Source organism: Pseudomonas sp. MH9.3 (genome assembly GCF_034354675.1).
In the GTDB taxonomy this organism is placed as follows: domain Bacteria; phylum Pseudomonadota; class Gammaproteobacteria; order Pseudomonadales; family Pseudomonadaceae; genus Aquipseudomonas.
Genome location: NZ_CP133785.1, coordinates 1,744,603 through 1,763,181, shown reverse-complemented (window position 1 = coordinate 1,763,181; position 18,579 = coordinate 1,744,603). Strand labels below are relative to the sequence as shown.

Sequence of the window (18,579 nt, the reverse complement as noted above, 5' to 3'; positions counted from 1 at the left end):
GGTCGCAGAGCACAACAAAAACAATGATTAACCTCAACTCCAAGGATTCCAGCGGTCAGTTGGCGCAGGGCTTCAAGCCACGCCATGTGACCATGCTGTCGATTGCCGGCATCATCGGCGCCGGGCTGTTTGTCGGTTCCGGGCATGCCATCGCGGCCGCCGGGCCCGCGGTGTTGCTGGCGTACCTGGCCTCCGGGTTGCTGGTGGTGCTGGTGATGCGCATGCTCGGCGAAATGGCGGTGGCGCGGCCTGACACGGGCTCGTTCTCCACCTATGCCGACCAGGCTATAGGCCCCTGGGCCGGGTTCACCATCGGCTGGTTGTACTGGTGGTTCTGGGTGCTGGTGATCCCGATTGAAGCGCTGGCCGCCGGGCATGTGCTCAACCAGTGGTTCCCGCAGGTGGACGCCTGGCTGTTCGCGCTGCTGTCGATCATCCTGCTGGTGATCACCAACCTGTTCAGTGTGGCCAAGTACGGCGAGTTCGAATTCTGGTTCGCCATGGCCAAGGTGATCGCCATCGTCGGCTTTATCGGCCTGGGCTTCAGCGTGCTGATGGGCTGGATTCCGCACCGCGAAGCCAGCGGCCTGAGCCGCCTGATGCAGGAACACGGCGGTTTTGCGCCCAATGGCCTGTCGGCGGTGGTGGGTGCGTTTATCACCATCATGTTCAGCTTTATCGGTACGGAAGCGGTGACCATCGCCGCCGCCGAATCGAGCAATCCGGCGCAGAACATCGCCAAGGCCACGCGCTCGGTGATCTGGCGCATTGGCGTGTTCTATCTGCTGTCGATCTCCATCGTGATCTCGGTGGTGCCGTGGAACGATCCGCTGCTGGCCTCCGTGGGCTCTTATCAGCGTGCGCTGGAGTTGATGAATATCCCCAACGCCAAATTCATGGTCGACCTGGTGGTGCTGATCGCCGTGGCCAGTTGCATGAACTCCTCGATTTACATCTCTTCTCGGATGCTGTTTTCCCTGGGCAAACGCGGCGATGCGCCGCGTGCGCTCAAAGCCACCTCGGCGGCGGGCGTGCCCCGGGCGGCGGTGATCGCGAGCACCATCATCGGTGCGGGCATCACGCTGCTGAGCTATTTCATGCCGGCCGGGCTGTTCCAGTTTCTGCTGGCAAGCTCCGGCGCCATCGCGCTGCTGGTGTACCTGGTGATCGCGGTTTCGCAATTGCGCATGCGCCGTTTGCTGCTGCGGCAGAACGTTGAGCTGACCTTTCGCATGTGGCTGTTTCCCTGGCTTACCTACCTGGTGATTGTGTTCATCTGCCTGGCGCTGGGGGTGATGATGGTGACGCCGGACCACCGCCTGGAAGTGTCGTCGACCATTGGCCTGGCGCTGGTGATTTCGTTTATCGGCCTGATCACCGCGCGCCAGCACGGGTCGGCGGTCACGCCGGTGGCGCTGGAGCAGTCCTGATCAGCCGCTGGGGAGTGACTGCCATGGCACCTGATGCGCCGGCCTGCCAGACCATCGGCTTTTTGCTGCTGGACCAGTTCACCCTGATTTCCCTGTCCTGCGCGGTCGAGCCGTTGCGCATGGCCAATCAACTGGCCGGCGAGGAGCTGTACCGCTGGCAGACCCTGAGCCTCAACGGCCAGCCGGTGTGGGCCAGCGATGGCGTGGCGGTCACGCCGGATGCGTCCACCCGCGACCCGCTCAGCCTCGACGCGGTGGTGGTGTGCGGCGGCATCGGCATTCAACAGGCCGTGACCGCCGAGCATATCGCCTGGCTGCGCAACCAGGCGCGTCTGCATTGCCGGCGATTGGGCGCGGTGTGCACCGGCAGTTGGGCGCTGGCCCTGGCGGGGCTGCTCGACGGCTTCCAGTGCAGCGTGCATTGGGAGCTGATGGCCTCGATGCAGGAAGCCTTTGCCCGCGTTACGGTGAGCACCAGCGTGTTCAGCCTTGATGGCAACCGTTTCACCAGCTCCGGCGGCACCGCGCCGCTGGACATGATGCTGCACCTGATCAGTCGCGATCATGGCCATGAACTCTCGGCGGCGATCTCGCAGATGTTCGTGTACGAGCGCATTCGTAATGAACGCGACCAGCAGCGCGTCCCCCTCAAACACCTGCTCGGTACGCAGCAGCCGAAGCTGCAGGAGGTGGTCGCGCTGATGGAAGCCAACCTGGAAGAACCCATCGAACTGGACGACCTGGCGGCCTACGTGCAGGTCTCGCGGCGCCAATTGGAGCGCATGTTTCAGCGTTATCTGTTTTGCACGCCGTCGCGGTACTACCTCAAACTGCGCCTGACACGCGCGCGACAACTGCTGATGCAGACATCCCTGTCGATTGTCGAACTGGGGGTGATCTGCGGCTTCGTGTCGACGCCGCATTTTTCCAAGTGCTACCGTGATTTTTTCGGCGTTGCCCCCAGCGACGAACGCGCCGACATGCGCCTGCACCCGCCACTCGCCTCACCGCCCCCGCTGCACGCTCCCGCGCCGGCAACCCCCAGAAGCACCCTGGAACAGGCACGCGACGAACCGACCTTCGCCAGCGTGCGCATTCAACGGCGCTGATGATCACCACGCTGGAATCTGTGTGCCTAGCGAGCTGGTTGTGGCGAGCGGGCTTGCCCTAATGCCGTTCAGTTAAGCGCAGATTCCCTGTGGCGAGCAGGCTTGTCCTGCGTTGGGCTGCGCAGCAGCCCCAAAACCAGACGCTGAGCCGTATCAGGTACACCGCGTTTTCCTTGATTGGGGGCGCTGCGCACCCCAACGCGGGGCAAGCCCGCTCGCCACAAGACCGACCCCAATCAAATGTGGGAGCTGTCGAGCCCCAGCGAGGCTGCGATGGGATCGCTGCGGTGTACCTGCCAGACCGGGTCGCCTGCATCGCAGCCTCGCTGAAGCTTGACAGCTCCCACAGGGGTGATCGCCGTGCTGGCCGCCATTGAGAGGAGGGACGCGAGGGCGGCGGTTTTCAGAGGCATGAGCCAGGTTCTTTGCCGGAAAGGATATTTCTCCGACTGCAACGGGGCGGGCTTCGTTCAGCGTGCGCCGAGCTCAGCCCCGCAGCCTGTGGGTTACAACTGGAACTTGCTCACTTCATGCTGAAGGCTGGTGGCCAGGTTCTTCAGGCCGCCGCTGGTTTTGAGCAACTCCTGCACCGACACGTTGTTCATTTCTGCCATCTGCGCCGAGCGCTCAACGTTGCGCGCAACGTCCTGGCTGGCCATGGTCTGCTCACGCAAGGCGAAGGAGATCTGATCGACCACCTGCAGCACTTTCTCCGAGCTTTCGCGAATTTCGACGATGGCCGCACCGGCGGTACCCGCCGTTTCCACGCCCTGGCTCACTTCGAGCACACCGCCGCGCATGCTTTCGACGGTTTCGCGCACGCCGGCCTGGATTTTCTCGATCATGATCGCGATTTCCTTGGTCGACTTGCCGGTGTTCTGCGCCAGCAGGCGCACCTCATCGGCCACCACGGCAAACCCGCGCCCTTGCTCGCCGGCCCGGGCCGCTTCGATGGCGGCGTTGAGCGCCAGCAGGTTGGTCTGGTCGGCAATGCCCTGAATCACGCTGATGATCGAGGAAATCTGTTCGGAGTGCTGGCCCAACCCGGCCACCTGAGTGGAGGAGTGCTGCACGGTTTTGGCAATGCCGTTCATGCTCGCCAGCGTATTTTCGATGACCCGCGCGCCGTCCTTGGATTGCTCGCCCGAACGGCTGGCAAGCTGGTGCGCCTCGTCGGCGTTTTCCGAGACGTGATGGATGCTCACGGTCAGCTCTTCAATGGTGGCGGCCATCATCGAGGCCGAGGTCGACTGCTCCTGAATCGCACCGGACAGTTGCTCCGACGCGCCGGAAATCTGCTGCACCGATACCACCAACTGGTTGGCCGCTTCGCTGATCTGTTGAATCATTTCCCGCAGGCGTTTCTGCATGCGGTCGAAGGCTTTGGGCAACTCGTCATGGCTGCTGGTGTCGATCACCGTATCCAGCTTGCCGTTGGCAATCGCGGTGGCGGCATCAATCGCCAGTTGCAGGCGCCGAGTGGTGCTACGGCCCAGAGAGGTGGCGAGGATCAACGACAACGCAGCCGACAAGATGCCGCCCACGATCAGGATCGTCAGCGCCATGTGCTTGGCATCGATCATTTCCTGGCTTCTTTGCGCCAGCAGGGCGGTTTCGGTGGCGGTGATTTCAGCCAGGGTCGCACGCATGCTGTCCATCTTGGCCTTGTCTGCGCCGGCGGTGATGCGCGCGTCCAGTTCGTCATCGGGCAGTTTGCTTGCGGTGAGGCTTCTGCGCAGGGCGATGATCGGGTCGATGTCTTCGGCAAGCCAGCGCTTTTGCGTGTCGCCCAGGGTGGCCAGGCGTTGTTGCTGCGCCGGGTTATCCGCCGTCAGGCGTTTGAGCAGCTCCAACTTCTCTAAAAAGCGTTTTTCGCCGGCTACCAACGGTTCCAGAAAGTTGTCTTTGGACGCGATGACGAAACCGCGCATACCGGTTTCGATGTTGATCAACTGTTCCAGCGCCAATTGTGCGGCGCTTAATACTTCATAAGTGTGCACGTTACTATTTGTAGCATCTTCTACAGTTTCGAAGCCTCTATAGGCGCTCCCCACCAATAAACCGATCAGTACAACGACTGCCGTAAAACTTGCATAAAGTTTCTGCGAAATGCTTAGTTTGCTGAACATGATGTTCGGTCCTGAAACGAGCCTATCCATGGCATATATAGTGGGATTGTTGTGTGTTTCGGGCAGGGATTAAGGGCTCCGTAACTAACTATCGGCCGGGCTGTTGTTAACTTTAGAGGCGGCCTGCAAAGGGTGTGATAGTTCGCTACTTTTTTGCTTTTTTTACGTCTTGTTCATTGATTCGACAAGCGCCTCTTGCCGTAGCGGGAGAGGCGCCTGAAATGGGCGACTTACCGAGCAATCATCCCGGCCGCCTGTTCGGTGGCTTCGGTGGTGCGCGTTGCCAGCTTGCGCACCTCGTCGGCCACCACTGCGAAACCACGCCCGGCCTCGCCGGCACGCGCCGCCTCAATCGCGGCATTCAGTGCCAGCAGGTTGGTCTGGCTGGCGATGCTCTGAATCGTCCCGACAATCTGCGACAACTGCGCAATGTTGGTTTCCAGCGTGCGCTGGTGCTCGCCCTCCGCCGCGCGCAACGCTTGCTGTTCATGCTGCAAGTGCACATCCACCAGCGCGCCCACCACCCGCAGTGGCGCACCCTGCGGATCGCGGCGCGTCTGGCCGCGCGCGCGGAACCAGCGGTATTCGCCAGTTTTCATCTTCAACCGGTATTCGATATCAAACGGCGTTTGCCCGGACTTGTCATTCAAGTGCGCGCCAAACGCATTCAGGCTGCGCTCCTTGTCATCCGGGTGCAGCCGGGAGGCCCAGCTGTCCAGCACATCGGGAAACTCCTGCACCGTTTCAAAACCCAGCAGGCGTCGAAACTGAGGCGACCACCAGAAGGGGTTCTTCGGGTTCACCGGGTCGCCGGCAATCACTTCCATGTCCCACAAACCGTCGGAAAGCATCTCCCTGGCCAGTTCGAAGCGGGTGATGATCACGTCGTGTTCCTGATCGCGCTGCAGCTGATCATGAATATCGCGCAACGCACCGGCCACGCGGATCGGCGTGCCGCGCTCATCGCGCAGCGTTTCACCCTGGGCGTGAAACCAGCGGTAGGAGCCGTCCTTCATCGCCAACCGATTGTTCACGTTGTACGGCGTGTTTCCCGACTTGTCGTTCAGATGCCGCGCAAAGGCGTCGAGCGTCGCCTGCTTGTCCTGCGGATGCAGGCGATCGGCCCAACTGGCCAACACGTTTGGAAAATCACGCTCGTCAGAGAAGCCGAGCAGGCTGCGAAATTGCGGCGACCACCAGAAACGGTTCTTCGGATTGATCGGGTCGCCCGCCACCACCTCCATGTCCCAGAGGCCCTCGCTGGAGGCGCGGTTGACCAGGTCGAAGCGGATTTCGGAGGCCTGGGCGGAGGCGGCCGACTCGCGCAGCAATTCACGGGCAGATTCGAGTTCGTTTTCGAGCTGGGTGATGCGCGATTGCGCTTCACGGCTGGATGATTCAAGCACGGCCAGCGCATCAAGCACCGCTGGGGCGGTTGTGCGGCGATCGATATGAGGCTGCTGACCGCTTTTGATCGCCGCTGTCAGTTGGTGCAGGGCGCGACGGTCACGGTGTAGAAAGGCAAAGATGGACATAGCGTAAAGGCTCAATAAGTGATGCGGGCCTCATCCATGGCACCTTGCCATCTATGTCGACAGGTTGTTGAGAAACTGTACATTTATTTTGGTTTTGCATCGGTGTTTGACGCGTTGACTTGCTATTGGCGGGCACAGCCCCATAACTACCTGCATATCCATTCAGCGTGAGGGCAGACCATGACCAACCACACCGAAACCGCCATCCTCGCCGGCGGCTGCTTCTGGGGCATGCAGGACCTGCTGCGACGCTACCCCGGCGTGCTGCAAACACGCGTCGGTTACACCGGCGGCGACGTGCCCAATGCCACCTATCGCAACCATGGCGACCATGCGGAAGCGATCGAGATCGTGTTTGATCCGGCGGTGATCACGTATCGGCAGATTCTGGAGTTCTTCTTCCAGATCCACGACCCCAGCACGCCCAACCGCCAGGGCAACGACCTGGGGCCAAGCTACCGTTCGGCGATTTACTACCTGAGCGAAGCCCAGCGTGAAGTGGCCGAAGACACCGTGGCTGATGTTGATGCATCGAAGCTATGGCCGGGGCCGGTGGTGACCCAGATTGAACCGGCGAGGGAATTTTGGGAGGCCGAGCCGGAGCATCAGGATTACCTGGAGCGGATTCCTGACGGGTACACGTGTCACTTTGTGCGGGCGGGCTGGAAGTTGCCGAAGCGCGCCTGACCCGATGCCAGCCAGCATTGTGGCGAGCGGGCTTGCCCTAATGCCGGTCAGTTAAGAGAACGCAATGCTCAAAGCGACGAGATCAAATGTGGGAGGCTCCGCCAAGTCCTCGACTTAGCGCTGTCGCGCAGCAAACTTGGGCTTCTGTGGCGAGCGGGCTTGCCCCGCGTTGGGGCGCGAAGCGCCCCCAATCAAAGAAAACGCGGTGTACCTGACACTACGCAGAACATGGTTTTGGGGCTGCTGCGCAGCCCAACGCGGGGCAAGCCCGCTCGCCACAGGAATGTGGCTGCCTGAAACTTCAGTTTTAAAATCAATAAGTTATTTTGTGTTTGAGAAGAGCTGCGGTGCGACGATTCGACTTGCTCGCTCCAACAGGGGATCTGCGCTTAACTGAACGGCATAACCGCCATGTGCAATCGCAGGAGTTGGCGCACACCGAGCTGAAAGTGCTGAGCCGACAAGCCTTTAACCATTAACTTCCAGAGTGAAAGCCACGTTTCTGCCGGCTATTCCTATAACTGCCAGCAAACTTTTCGTTTCATCCCACAGGTGGGGCAGGATTATGAGTTGATTCTCTTGGCAACGAAAAATGCAAGCGTGCACGATAAGTACTGGCGCAATACAATCACCGCCTGGACTTGCCCTCATAAGGAAATGAACCTTGCAACCCTTGATCCACCGGGCCGCATTACTGCGCGCCGAGCTGCACCGCCCTCCGGCGTTCAACCTGTTCACCCTGCTGCGCAGCAGCTCCGATGAAGTGCGCCTGCACTCTCGTTACCTGGCCTTTTTGCTTAATCCTCAAGGCGCCCACGGTGCCGGCACCAAGCTGCTGCAATTGTTGTTGGCCGCGTTGAACATCGAAGGTTTCGACTGCACCGAGGTGACGGTCGAGGTCGAGTACCGCAATGTCGACATCCTGATCCGCAACAGCAAGCGTCAGGCAGTCATCATCGAAAACAAGCTCTACGCCGCAGACCAAGACGCGCAGCTTCACCGCTACCTGCAAACCCTTCAAGGCGAAGGCTGCCGGACCTACCCTCCGCTCTACCTCACCCTGGATGGCCGCGACGCCGACCGGCGCAGCTGCCTGGGCATTGACTATCAGCGAATCAGCTACGCCAATGACATCCTGCCGTGGCTGGAGCAATGCCAGCAATGGGTTATCCGCGAAGCCGGCGTGCGCGAAAGCCTGCTGCAATACATCGACCTCGTCGCGACACTGACCTTCCAGAACCAGGGACACGCCTACATGGACGCGCTCAAACAGACACTGCGCCAAAACAACAACCTGCTGGTGGTACGCGACCTGCAAAAAGCGTTCGTCGAAACCCTGAAAGACCTGCAACTGGAATTCTGGCAAGCACTTGCCCAATGCATCAAAGAAAAATACCCCGAGTTGCCCAAACCCTCTGACGCGCCGACGGCGGAGGTGGTCGACCGCTACTACAGTGCCACTCGGGATAATCGCTGGTACGGTCTTTATTACGACTTGGGATTTGTGCCGGGCTCGGTGTATATCGAACTCGACCACCGGTTTTATTGCGGCTATTACTGTGATGCGCAATCTCACCCGACTGCGCATGCCTGGCTGACGACGTTGACGCAGAAAGTCGTGAATAACGGCGTCGGCAGCGGTGGTTTGCTTTGGCGGTATACCACTGAGCTTAATATGAAGAATCCGAGTGATGAGGATTTGATGGTATTGAATGAGCCGATGAAAAAGGCGCAGGCGGTGGAGCGGATGGCGGATGATGTGTATGGGTTGTGGGGGGAGGCGCGGGCGTTGTATGCAGTGGAGGGTTAAGCTGAATAATGTTTTCAACGGCGGCCAGAAGCGGAGGTTTAGAACCGGGTAAATAAACGGCCTCTCCTGGACAGAAAAACTTGCCTCTTCAGCTCGCCTCAATACTCCGGTGGACGGCGATTAGGTCTGGCAAAAACGTCAGGCAATGCGCTGTGAAAAACTCTCGGGACTTATTGATCCGATACTTATCGAAAAGGCAATGCAAGGCCTGCTCAAGCTTTGAATAGTTTGTGGTTTCAAGCTGACTTACGATTTTGAAGCGAAAGGGCACACCCGTTGTGTAAAGCTGGGTAATGCGCTTTTCGACCGGACCGGTGGTGATCCCAATCTTGACTATCTCGATTTGATCAGCGGTATAGAGCCCGGTGGAGAGCACGTACAACGTGCCGATATCAGCCTCCAGCTTGGCGAGATCCTCACCCTCGATGAACTCATCATCCTTGATTTCGACTGATCCCGAATCCGGCAGAAGAGTCATCAGGTGAGGTCTTCGGCTTTTATCTGCAGCAATGTCTGAGGCGCCTCTGCAGGCCAGATATATTCGGGCCAGAACAGCGTGGTCAACGTCCTTGTAATTGCCGGCAGCAACGTTTTTCAAATGGCTCGGGGTGCCGACGTACAGCGGGTACTCAACCTTAACGATCTCTCGGATTTGCTGGGGTGTGAGGCCTTCAGGATGCTGGCGAAGAATCTCGCGTACTACATCGGTGAAACTGAGTTCGGTCTGCATCTTCAATCCTAATAATGTTGCGTTCCGTTGATGTGCTAGTGGTGTTGAGGTAGGGAGCATAGCCTGTGGAACCGCAGAATGGCGTGTTCTGAACCGGAGTTGACGTAGGTCAAGGGCAGCAATCGGCCAGAAGCAGACGTTCGACTCGGTCTGCTTTCGACTCGCATCAAAGAGAGAGAGCGTTAAGCTCATCTTTGAATGAGAGTTTAGGAGAGTATAAGTTATGAAAAGCCCTGCCTATAGCGCCGGAGAATATTACAAGCTTTGGATTTTTACTACCTCCCATTAAAATATGACTCATCGCAATCCCTGGATAAGGATCAATGTAATAAATCTCTTTGATCCCTAATTGATAAGCTTTTTTTGAACATAGTTCACAGGGACTAGCTGTCGTGAATAGTTTCCCATCTTCAACGCCTCTTCCACCATACTTTGCAACTTGCAGAAAAGCATTTTCTTCTGCGTGAAGTGACCTTGTGTGAACTTGATTGTCCTTTCCTGTAAGCTGGTTGTATTCATCCTTAAAGCAATAGGAGATATTTCTCCCTGTACTTGCGACTTTTACGAATTTTTCATTTCCCGCCAGAGCGGCACTTATGAATTTAACATCAAGCTTTTCATATTCTGAATAAGCGTCTTGGTCATGTCCATTCGTTAAATCAAACCGATTACGTAGGCTGCACGGAACTTGTCCAAACGGTGTGTCATTCCAACCAACAGACTGCACTGAAAAATTGACATCGGTTACTACAGCACCTACTTGCCTTGAGATACACCCAGAGTTTAGTTTTGCGGTATAAGCAATTTGCATGCATCGCTCTAAAGGAGTAGGCGTTACTAGTCCGGGCCTAATCATTAGCGCGACAAATGTCAACAACTGGTCGGCTAAAGAGTTAAAATGCGAGACCATATTTCCCGAGTCTGGGTTGCTCACATGTAAGTCTGCTCGCTGCAGGCAGGCTTTGATGTCTTGCTTAACATAAGCTTTTTGATTGGTCGCATCTAACTTGCCGTACTCTTCTTTGTCAACAACATCTATTTCAGCGTCAGTATAGCCAAGCCCCCGCAATCGCCGCTTACGTTCGTCGTCATTGCAAGAAACAGCCATCAGATAAAATGATGAGTATCTATCTTGGAAATATATAGCCTCAAACGGGTTTCTTATTGCATCGATCACTATAAATGTTTTGTCACCATCCACTCTCGCTTTACGAATCTCCTTGATTATTATATTGATTCGCTCAGCCAGCGAAAATAATTTGCCACTAACTACCTCGCCTGAAGTAACGTCGCCGGAGTTTCGCAAATTATTTCCAATAAGCTGAAATAGTTTTACATATGCTGCCCCACCCATCACAGCTTTTAGCTCGGAGTTTTTCTCCGGTAGAAATTCAGTATAAAACCTTCGCAATGAGCTGATATCAGCAAAATCAAATTTTTGGTCTCGAATAGACTTTAGGATATCAGTAGTTTTTTTGGCAGCATCAGGTTTCAAGTCACCTGAGCGACCTATAAAAACCCCCGAATCTTCGATGCTTACTTCGGAGAGCATCATTAGCAAAACGGTGCTGGCTTGGATGGTTATAAAAGGCTCCCAATTATGCTTGAAACAATTGAATACAACTTTTTGCTTTCTTTGAACATTGTCTTTTGGGTTGTGGCCTGAAAATAGAGAGTGTCTAATTTCGTGTTTCTTGCTTGAGAGAATATTTGCCACTGTAGAACAACCACTCCCAGTACGGCCGGTCAATCCAATAACGACAAAGTCATCATCGTCGCCATAGATTTTTGAGATTGTATCTTGAAAATAATTATCCATTTTGTACTCCTCATCCATCAGCACTTTTTTATTGATACGAAGGTACACGAGAGGGAATTAAAATGCCATCATGCCTTCGCTCATACTAAATCTGTAGATATTGATTTTTAGCCGATGTAGAGGAGTTCGCGGGTCCTGCATTCAACGACCTGTTTTCTGCTTCTTGGCCTCTCAGTCAAAAGCTGACGGTTGCGCCCTGATGGGACTGATGCGAATTTGAGCCAGGTCGCTGAGTTTGACTGCCCCATTATGGCCCGCTGAAATTCCGCGCAAAGACATGGTTCGCTGAGTATTCGGGTAGGTAAATGAATCCCGGCAGTCTGGGTAAAAATCGCGTCAGCGCCAGTTGGGAGGATCACCGGAGCACTTCGGAGAGTGGGTTGCCTAGGGAAGTCCGGTTGATCGTTTTAAGCAGATCGCCCATTTGCATTGCTGACCAGTGGCAGATTTCTGCTGGCATTTATTGGGCAGGGAGGTTTGCCACGTGCGAAATCAAGGAGACCAGCTGACTGAGCCGATGCCGAGCTGATCGAATTGCGCCGGGTTTTCTAGGTAGGCCTGACAGGCTCCGTTTGGCCGGTTAGCGACCGTTGCTCCGATTAGCCATCCTTGTCCTTCCACACGTGGAGGACTTGTCATGAACATCATTGCTACCTGCAGACGTCAGCCCTGGAACAAAGGAAAACTGGTCGGGCAGAAAATCCCACTCCGGCTGAGAGATATCTGGGCCATCCGAGTAAGGCTTCAAATTGCGGAAAGAACCCGAGATCTGGCTCTCTTCGATCAGGCCATCGACAGCAAGCTTCGAGCCTGCGACTTAACCAAGCTCCGCGTGCGCGATGTTGCTCATGGCGAGCACTTATCATCACGAGCCACGGTGATGCAGCAGAAAACGCAGCGGCCTGTGCAGTTTGAGATCACTGAGCAAACACGATCTGCTCTCGGGGCCTGCCCGGCTACGCAGCGAGGACTACCTTTTTCCTAGCCGGCTGCATACTTCAGACCATCTATTTACTCTTCAATACGCTCGTATCGTCAAAGGCTGGGTGAAAGCCGTGGGCCTTGATCCAGCCATGTATGGCACACACACAATGAGACGTACGAAGGCATCACTGATATATCGCAGGACGAAGAACCTGCGGGCGGTTCAGTTGCTGCTCGGCCATACGAAGCTGGAGAGCACTGTTCGATACCTGGGGATTGAGGTCGATGACGCCCTGGAGATGGCGGAACAGACTGAGGTTTGACCATGCATAGCGACGGTCGAAGTCAGACCGTCGCTAATCGGCCAACTGCAGACATTGGATGAAGTTTGGTTAGGGAGCTGGCTTTAGGCCGTCCCTATTGAACGAAGAGACGCAAGCTAGTCGTCAAATACTTAGGGCCAATTCTTTCCGTAGTTCATTCAAAATAATTGAGGAGTTGCTCACGACGTTATCACTGACAACCGGTTCCGCACCATGAATTATTGAGTTGCGAAGAGTTATTAGAGCCCGGATTTCTCCATATAGCGACTCGCTAATTTTTTCATTTCGGAAAAGCATTTCGGTTAGTTTTGCATTGGAAATATGGCGACGAGGTCGACTGGCATATCCTATTGAAGATGTTGTTTGATATATTGAACCATACTTGGCGATGATTTCCTCAATTTGATTATAGTTTTTCAAGAATTCTTCAAGACTTCCTTTGTTAGTTTCCTCTCTTGCAGGGTCCACCTGGCTCTGAAGCTTCCTGCTTTCTCTTTCAATTCGTTTGGGTGATATGACCTCAAAAATAAAATAGGTCACGGCCAGCAACGTTATTATAAAAGCGGATTGAGCTGAATTTATAATTATCGTACTAAACGATGTTCCCGCGCCCTCGTATGATATAGCCAAGTTTGAGAGCAGCAAGGTAGCAACGGAAGATAGAGTTACAAATAGCAATAAAGTAAAGTATCTGCTTTTGAGGCTCTCTACAGCCTCAACTAAAGTTTCATCTTCAATCTCTTCGCGACTTAGCTCGTTGCGGAAAAATATGAAGCCTGTGAGAGTTAACCCATAGACCCCAGCTAAAACTTGCGCTGAAGTTGAAAATAGATAAAGAATTTGATTTTCATTTAATATTAATATTGGGTTATTTGCACCTACATAGCTTGTAGTTGCCGCCATAACAGCAAAGGCAATACCGAAAAAGCCGATAATTTTTGTGGGCGTCCAGTAACTTTGCATTTGGCTCACTGCTAATATTGGCGATATAGGTGGGGTAAATTTTTGCGTCATTTGTTTCTAATGAGGCTTATTGCTCTTGCTTCACTCCTTGATCCACGTGAGTGTCGTGCATAGCAATGCGGCACATAGCGGGGATGCAAAGGGGTTTGACGTCTGCGCACATTACGGAGTTACGGAATCAGTGTCTACGACCAGTCTAAGTCTTTGAGCTCAGTTTCTCGTCACCGGCAGCTATTGGCCGATTGCTGCCCCTCACGAAGGGCTGTAATCGGCCGATTAGAGCCCCTTCCCAGCGCCCCCTCTCAGCCTTTGTAGCCCCTAGCTCTGCCTGAAAAGGAATCCGTCACGGCCATTCTCCAGATTCAACGCTATCCAGAATGACGTTCGCTTGGACGTCATACGCCCCATGACTCACCACCACCGCCACACTCAAACCCCTAACCGCGGGAACGACCCGCTACCGCCATCAGTCTACCGAAACCCAATCATCGGTAAGGTACAGCGCAATGGACAAGACAATCACCGTGGACCAACTGGCGACCACCGACCTCAGATCAATCAACGAAATATGGCTCGGCGGTACGCATACCGAGTTGTGCCTGTGGCGTGGCGAGGCGGTTTTCACTCACGAAATGCTCAGCGAGGGTACTCACGATCAGAATGTTCGACGCCTGTGCCTGCAGTTGGTCGACCCTGATGATCAGGCCGCAGTGGCCCACGTTGAGGTGATCGTGCGCGAGCGGCTGGAAAAAATGGGCAAGGAGGGCGAGTTTTACCCGGCCGAGGAGGCGGACACTCGTCAATAGTCGCTGTGGCGCTGCGGGCGATAGGGGGCGAAAGCAGCCCTCAACGGTGCAAACCGGTCTACCATGGCGGCCTGGCAGTGGTTCACTGCGCTTCCGTTCATTTTCTATAAAGGCATCGCGATGACCATCGACCAAATCTCCCTCCCCAAAGGCGTAGGCCCTCACGCGGCCAAGCTGCTCGACGCTATCACTGGCGCCTCCACCCACGAAGAACTCAACCGCGCAGGCGGCAAGGCTGAAGGGTTTGTCTTGGGGCTGGAGTCGACCAAAGCGATCAAAAGCCAGATCGCCGAGTCGTTGTATGTGGCGTATGACGACGCCGCCAGCAATCGGGCGGGTGAGTTGAAGGGATAGGCGTTTTCGCGGCAAGGCCCGCGCGGTTTTAGATAGACTGGACGCCTCAATTTTTCAGGATGAAATGCTCATGTTCAAAGCTGCCCTTGCTTCGCTGTTGTTGACCTGCACGTTTTGCGCCCACGCCGGTACGACGGTCGATGTGTCGAAGATTTACGGCAAGATCCAGTTCGTGGACAGCTATCCCGACTACAAGGTGAAGGTGGTCAATCAATACCCCGACCTTAAGGTGAAGAAGGTGGTTTCCTGGCCGGACTCTGTCGGCAAATGGCAAACCGTCGACAGCTACCCCGACTACAAGATCCAGATTGTCGATTCCTATCCGGACTTCACTATTGAATATGTCGAGAGCTGGCCTGGGGTCAATTGATCGCGGCAAGCCGTTACAGGTCGCCTGCGACGGCTTGTCGGGCGGGTTGCTGATCAGCCAGGGCAGGGCGCTTCACGGTCGAGCAACTTGGCGGTGAGGAGTACGCCCAGTTCGCTCAGTTGGTGGATCGCCAGGGCGATGTCGCGGTGTTTGCCGTTCAGGTCTTCGGACAGGTCGAGCAGCAGTGTGCTGACTGAGGTGAAGGTTTCGTAACTGTTGGTGATGAGGGTTTCGGTGCTGGCGTTGGGGGCGACGGTGAAGAGGGTGCTTGAATCAGTAAGCATTGTTAAGTTCCTTGCTTGGGCTGCCACCTCGTCGCTACTAAACGAAAAGGCGGTGGCTGTACGCAGGTTAGTAGACCGGTGGAACCTAACAAAACCGGCGCGTCCGGAGACGCCCTGCGCACAGCCACCATTGAGCACAGACGGGAACGTCTGATGGATTGAGCTCGTGCACTTGTTAGGTTAAAACCGTGGGCTACTAAACCCGATCACCGAGAGATTCAGCGACCGAGCCACCTTAGAGACGGCCTACCCAGTGCACAAGCCGGCGGATTCTGACGCAGGTGTAGGCAAGGGAGCAAGGCGTTGCGGGGGATTCGGATTTTGCCTTCAGGAGCGTTAACCGTGACGTTGAGCACTGACGCATTTATCACACTGGCCATGACCAACCCGCTCAACGCTGAAATCACCTCGCGCCTGCCGGCGCTTGGGGTGGATCAATGCCTGCTGACGGCGGGGTGCCTGTTTCAGGCAGTGTGGAATCATCAGGCGAATCTGCCGGCGGATCATGGGGTGAAGGACTACGACGTTTTTTACTTCGATACGGACCTGTCCTACGAGGCTGAGGATGTGGTGATCCAGAAGGCGAACGCGCTGTTCGCGGACCTGGGGGTGAATGTCGAGGTGCGCAATCAGGCGCGGGTTCATCTCTGGTATGCCCAGCGGTTTGGCCGGCCGTATTCGCAACTGCACTCGGCGCGGCAGGGGGTTGATCGGTATCTGGTGGCGGGCACGTGCGTGGCGCTGGAGGTGGCGACGGGCGAGGTGTATGCGCCGTATGGGTTGGCGGATGTGGAGCAGGGGATTTTGCGGATCAACCCGCTGCATCCGGAGCGGGCGTTGTTTGAGGTCAAGGCGCAGAGTTATCAGGCGCGGTGGCCCTGGCTGAGGATTGTTTGATGCCGATCTCTATTATGTTGTGGCGAGCGGGCTTGCCCCGCGTTGGGGTGCGAAGCGCCCCCAATCGAGCAAAACGCGGTGTACCTGATACGGCTCAGCGCCTGGCTTTGGGGCTGCTGCGCAGCCCAACGCAGGACAAGCCTGCTCGCCACAGGGAATCTGCGCTTAACTGAACGGCGTTAGGGCAAGCCCACTCGCCACAACAAGCCTGCTCGCCATTTCCGCCGTCTTTTCCATGGCCGTTTTTTGGGAGGTTTGCACACTGCTCTAATAGCCCGTTACACCCCGAAAATGGCTTCAATTTCGATATTCAGTTCCGGGGAAAACAACTTTGAAACTTCGACCAGAGAGCTGGCAGGGAAGTGCCCTTCATAATGCTGACCCAACACCTTACGCAGCTCCCCGGCTTGGCTGAAGTCGGTGATGAATATAGTCACTTTCAAGAGTGAAGACATACCGGAGCCCTCTTCGGTGGCAACCGCTTTAATCTGCTCCAAAATAGCATTGGCCTGTTTTTCAAGGCTCAGCCCTTGAGCATCAGTTCCAAACGCTGTGAAGCCTGACAGGTACAGGGTATTGCCATTTTTCACCGAATGCGAATAGGGGCCCACGACGGGAGGAAGTGCATCATAAATTTTACGTTCGATTTTATTGCTTGGCATAGTTGCGCGTCCGAATTTTTAGTGCGTGGTTGATCTTGAGGTTTCTAAAATCAAGTGATTACTCAGGATTTTTCCGAGTTGGCTATGCTCTCAAAAACCGGCAACAGACAGTAGTCACGTTTCTCTACGGTTAATGCCTGTTTCTCTATGTGTTGAATCTCGCAATATTTCAGGCTCGCGTACGTATGTCATAATCCCTTTGGCAGCGTGTAAAGATAGGTCGCGCTCCGATATTCTTGCGCAGGAGGTATTAGTAGGTGAAGAATTATCGTTATGCCGCTGAAGAGGGTCGCGTGGCGCTCAGGGAAATATTACTTGGCTTTCTTCCTGAGGCGGGCCGGTTCCCAACGCCTATAGAGGGGTTTGCGCTGCACCGCTATGACCATTCAGACACGGCAAAGCCCCATTTCTACAATCCGATACTTATCGTCGCTGTACAGGGGAAGAAATGGGTTCGTATTGGTATCAACGATATATCATTCGGAGAACACACGTGCTTTATCGCCGGCGTGAACATGCCCGTCACCAGTTGCCTCTTGGAAGCAACCCCGGAAATGCCTTACCTGTCGATGTCCTTGGACCTTGACAGGCATTTGATGGCTGCGTTGGCCGCTAAAACTCCACCGCCAATTGAATATAACACCGACACTGCAGTTGGCGCCGCAGTGCAAGAACTCACCCAAGAGTTGCTCGATGCCTTTTTACGAATGATTGAATTACTCGACCAACCAGAGCAGGCGAAGACACTGGGCGCGTTGATATATCAAGAAATTCACTATCGATTGCTCGCAACGCCCTTTGGGCACCAGCTTCGCCTACTGAATTCAGTGGGTTCTCAAAGTCATAAAATTAATCAAGCTATCCTGTGGTTGCGGGAGAATTACCGGGAAGCGTTGCAGGTAGATAAATTGGCTGCAACACTGAATATGGCGTCTTCAACCTTATATAAAAACTTTAAAGAAGTCACAACGCTCAGTCCCCTTCAATATCAGAAACGTTTGCGTTTAGATGAGGCGCAGCGCTTGATGCTGGTTGAAAATTGCGATGTCATTCAAGCGGCCTTAATGGTGGGTTACGAAAGTGCCAATCAATTCAGTCGAGAATATAAACGGCTGTTTGGTGAGCCGCCTAGAAAGAATGTCGTAACAATAAGGACGGGTAGGCAGGCGTCACTCGAAACGGGTGTGGGGCGATCCTCGCGCTCATAAATCAACCGCTCCCGCGACAGCCAGTGCCTCGCGAGCCTATCTACGCTTCCCCTAACGAAGCCCACTGACGCACTGGGTGCAGGAACTGCTGTTGCAAGGCGACGAAGTGATCTTCGAAAAAAGCCGACCCAATGCATTCGCTTCTACTGACTTGGCCGATCGGTTAAAGGCTTGTGGATCACTGGGCGTAGTTATTGCCGGAATGAAGACCCAGTACTGTGTCGACAGCACCTGTCGCGCCGCACGAGATCTTGGATTCGATACAGTGCTGATCGCCGATGGTCACACCTGCACTGACACTCCTTTACTGACGGCCGAAAATATTGTCGCTCATCACAATGCAACCTTGTCGGGACCGTTCTGCCGTGTCATTCACGCTGAGGACTGGTGTTTCTAATCGGTATAGATAGATCGGCTCGAGATTGGGTCGATCTTTCACCAGTGGGTCAATCGAGCCCTTCGCGACAGACTGTAATCGGCCAATCAGCGATGGCATGGACTCAATTTTCCGATTTGTCCGAAATTTACCTGCCATTGGC

15 protein-coding genes and 4 pseudogenes are annotated in these 18,579 nt (G+C 55.1%); 11 read left to right on the top strand and 8 right to left on the bottom strand.

Going from position 1 to position 18,579, the window contains the following annotated elements; all coding sequences use genetic code 11:
• Nucleotides 1-23 precede the first annotated feature (23 nt).
• Nucleotides 24-1,430, top strand: a complete 1,407-nt coding sequence (locus RHM60_RS07450) for an amino acid permease (protein WP_231423094.1) — start codon at nt 24-26, stop codon at nt 1,428-1,430.
• A gap of 23 nt (nt 1,431-1,453) precedes the next feature.
• Nucleotides 1,454-2,539 (top strand): GlxA family transcriptional regulator, encoded by a 1,086-nt coding sequence (locus RHM60_RS07445; RefSeq protein ID WP_231423093.1) that lies wholly within the window; start codon nt 1,454-1,456, stop codon nt 2,537-2,539.
• A gap of 506 nt (nt 2,540-3,045) precedes the next feature.
• Here RHM60_RS07445 and RHM60_RS07440 read toward each other — a convergent pair.
• The 3 genes and pseudogenes from RHM60_RS07440 to RHM60_RS25675 all read right to left on the bottom strand — a co-directional run.
• On the bottom strand, nt 3,046-4,668 hold the full coding sequence (locus tag RHM60_RS07440) for a methyl-accepting chemotaxis protein (protein WP_322214105.1): 1,623 nt from the start codon (nt 4,666-4,668) through the stop codon (nt 3,046-3,048).
• A 263-nt stretch (nt 4,669-4,931) separates the two neighbouring features.
• Nucleotides 4,932-5,069 (bottom strand): annotated as a pseudogene (locus RHM60_RS25680) (methyl-accepting chemotaxis protein); the annotation flags it as partial.
• A gap of 171 nt (nt 5,070-5,240) precedes the next feature.
• Nucleotides 5,241-5,912, bottom strand: a pseudogene (locus RHM60_RS25675) (PAS domain-containing protein); the annotation flags it as partial.
• A 471-nt stretch (nt 5,913-6,383) separates the two neighbouring features.
• Here RHM60_RS25675 and msrA point away from each other — a divergent pair.
• Together msrA and RHM60_RS07425 are read left to right on the top strand one after the other, a co-directional pair.
• Entirely contained in the window at nt 6,384-6,890 is a 507-nt protein-coding gene (msrA, locus tag RHM60_RS07430) for a peptide-methionine (S)-S-oxide reductase MsrA (RefSeq protein WP_209983249.1), read from the top strand.
• Nucleotides 6,891-7,554: 664 nt separating this feature from the next.
• On the top strand, nt 7,555-8,700 hold the full coding sequence (locus RHM60_RS07425; RefSeq protein ID WP_322214102.1) for a PD-(D/E)XK nuclease family protein: 1,146 nt from the start codon (nt 7,555-7,557) through the stop codon (nt 8,698-8,700).
• An 88-nt stretch (nt 8,701-8,788) separates the two neighbouring features.
• Here the strand turns inward: RHM60_RS07425 and RHM60_RS07420 are convergent, their stop codons facing one another.
• Both RHM60_RS07420 and RHM60_RS07415 read right to left on the bottom strand, forming a co-directional pair.
• On the bottom strand, nt 8,789-9,430 hold the full coding sequence (locus RHM60_RS07420) for a GIY-YIG nuclease family protein (protein WP_322214101.1): 642 nt from the start codon (nt 9,428-9,430) through the stop codon (nt 8,789-8,791).
• Between the two features lie 166 nt (nt 9,431-9,596).
• Nucleotides 9,597-11,249 carry a hypothetical protein gene (locus tag RHM60_RS07415; protein WP_322214100.1) on the bottom strand — a complete coding sequence of 551 codons (1,653 nt, stop codon included), beginning with the start codon at nt 11,247-11,249 and terminating at the stop codon, nt 9,597-9,599.
• A 637-nt stretch (nt 11,250-11,886) separates the two neighbouring features.
• On the opposite strand from RHM60_RS07415, the pseudogene RHM60_RS07410 reads away from it, so the two are divergent.
• A pseudogene (locus RHM60_RS07410) lies at nt 11,887-12,496 on the top strand (tyrosine-type recombinase/integrase).
• A gap of 123 nt (nt 12,497-12,619) precedes the next feature.
• Here RHM60_RS07410 and RHM60_RS07405 read toward each other — a convergent pair.
• Nucleotides 12,620-13,510: a hypothetical protein gene (locus tag RHM60_RS07405; protein WP_322214099.1), complete on the bottom strand. Its 891-nt coding sequence runs from the start codon at nt 13,508-13,510 to the stop codon at nt 12,620-12,622.
• A gap of 455 nt (nt 13,511-13,965) precedes the next feature.
• Here RHM60_RS07405 and RHM60_RS07400 point away from each other — a divergent pair, with 455 nt between their 5' ends.
• The 3 genes from RHM60_RS07400 to RHM60_RS07390 all read left to right on the top strand — a co-directional run bounded on the left by RHM60_RS07400 (nt 13,966) and on the right by RHM60_RS07390 (nt 14,989).
• A complete protein-coding gene (locus RHM60_RS07400) occupies nt 13,966-14,265 on the top strand; it encodes a hypothetical protein (protein ID WP_003234402.1) in 300 nt (99 codons plus the stop codon).
• A 120-nt stretch (nt 14,266-14,385) separates the two neighbouring features.
• Entirely contained in the window at nt 14,386-14,619 is a 234-nt protein-coding gene (locus tag RHM60_RS07395; protein WP_057008200.1) for a hypothetical protein, read from the top strand.
• 70 nt (nt 14,620-14,689) lie between these two features.
• Nucleotides 14,690-14,989 (top strand): hypothetical protein, encoded by a 300-nt coding sequence (locus RHM60_RS07390; protein WP_209983238.1) that lies wholly within the window; start codon nt 14,690-14,692, stop codon nt 14,987-14,989.
• Between the two features lie 53 nt (nt 14,990-15,042).
• Here RHM60_RS07390 and RHM60_RS07385 read toward each other — a convergent pair whose 3' ends face one another.
• Nucleotides 15,043-15,273: a DUF6124 family protein gene (locus tag RHM60_RS07385; RefSeq protein WP_231423081.1), complete on the bottom strand. Its 231-nt coding sequence runs from the start codon at nt 15,271-15,273 to the stop codon at nt 15,043-15,045.
• A gap of 378 nt (nt 15,274-15,651) precedes the next feature.
• Between RHM60_RS07385 and RHM60_RS07380 the strand changes: the two genes are divergently transcribed.
• The gene (locus RHM60_RS07380; protein WP_416195180.1) at nt 15,652-16,170 is read left to right on the top strand and encodes a nucleotidyltransferase family protein; all 519 of its coding nucleotides are present in this window, start codon (nt 15,652-15,654) and stop codon (nt 16,168-16,170) included.
• Nucleotides 16,171-16,448: 278 nt separating this feature from the next.
• On the opposite strand, the gene RHM60_RS07375 is transcribed toward RHM60_RS07380, so the two are convergent.
• Complete coding sequence (locus RHM60_RS07375) at nt 16,449-16,832, bottom strand: RidA family protein (RefSeq protein ID WP_209983234.1); 384 nt, start codon at nt 16,830-16,832, stop codon at nt 16,449-16,451.
• Nucleotides 16,833-17,089: 257 nt separating this feature from the next.
• Here RHM60_RS07375 and RHM60_RS07370 point away from each other — a divergent pair, with 257 nt between their 5' ends.
• Nucleotides 17,090-18,040 carry an AraC family transcriptional regulator gene (locus tag RHM60_RS07370; RefSeq protein ID WP_322214095.1) on the top strand — a complete coding sequence of 317 codons (951 nt, stop codon included), beginning with the start codon at nt 17,090-17,092 and terminating at the stop codon, nt 18,038-18,040.
• A gap of 58 nt (nt 18,041-18,098) precedes the next feature.
• A pseudogene (locus RHM60_RS07365) lies at nt 18,099-18,437 on the top strand (isochorismatase family protein); the annotation flags it as partial.
• Nucleotides 18,438-18,579 lie beyond the last annotated feature (142 nt).

Excerpts from the sequence above, each read along its gene's own strand:
- RHM60_RS07420 (WP_322214101.1), bottom strand. The coding sequence starts at position 9,430 with ATGCAGACCGAACTCAGTTTCACCGATGTAGTACGCGAGATTCTTCGC.
- RHM60_RS07395 (WP_057008200.1), top strand. The coding sequence starts at position 14,386 with ATGACCATCGACCAAATCTCCCTCCCCAAAGGCGTAGGCCCTCACGCG.
- RHM60_RS07380 (WP_416195180.1), top strand. The coding sequence starts at position 15,652 with ATGACCAACCCGCTCAACGCTGAAATCACCTCGCGCCTGCCGGCGCTT.
- RHM60_RS07415 (WP_322214100.1), bottom strand. The coding sequence starts at position 11,249 with ATGGATAATTATTTTCAAGATACAATCTCAAAAATCTATGGCGACGAT.
- RHM60_RS07400 (WP_003234402.1), top strand. The coding sequence starts at position 13,966 with ATGGACAAGACAATCACCGTGGACCAACTGGCGACCACCGACCTCAGA.
- RHM60_RS07445 (WP_231423093.1), top strand. The coding sequence starts at position 1,454 with ATGGCACCTGATGCGCCGGCCTGCCAGACCATCGGCTTTTTGCTGCTG.
- RHM60_RS07440 (WP_322214105.1), bottom strand. The coding sequence starts at position 4,668 with ATGTTCAGCAAACTAAGCATTTCGCAGAAACTTTATGCAAGTTTTACG.
- RHM60_RS07450 (WP_231423094.1), top strand. The coding sequence starts at position 24 with ATGATTAACCTCAACTCCAAGGATTCCAGCGGTCAGTTGGCGCAGGGC.
- RHM60_RS07385 (WP_231423081.1), bottom strand. The coding sequence starts at position 15,273 with ATGCTTACTGATTCAAGCACCCTCTTCACCGTCGCCCCCAACGCCAGC.
- RHM60_RS07375 (WP_209983234.1), bottom strand. The coding sequence starts at position 16,832 with ATGCCAAGCAATAAAATCGAACGTAAAATTTATGATGCACTTCCTCCC.
- RHM60_RS07390 (WP_209983238.1), top strand. The coding sequence starts at position 14,690 with ATGTTCAAAGCTGCCCTTGCTTCGCTGTTGTTGACCTGCACGTTTTGC.
- RHM60_RS07405 (WP_322214099.1), bottom strand. The coding sequence starts at position 13,510 with ATGACGCAAAAATTTACCCCACCTATATCGCCAATATTAGCAGTGAGC.
- msrA (WP_209983249.1), top strand. The coding sequence starts at position 6,384 with ATGACCAACCACACCGAAACCGCCATCCTCGCCGGCGGCTGCTTCTGG.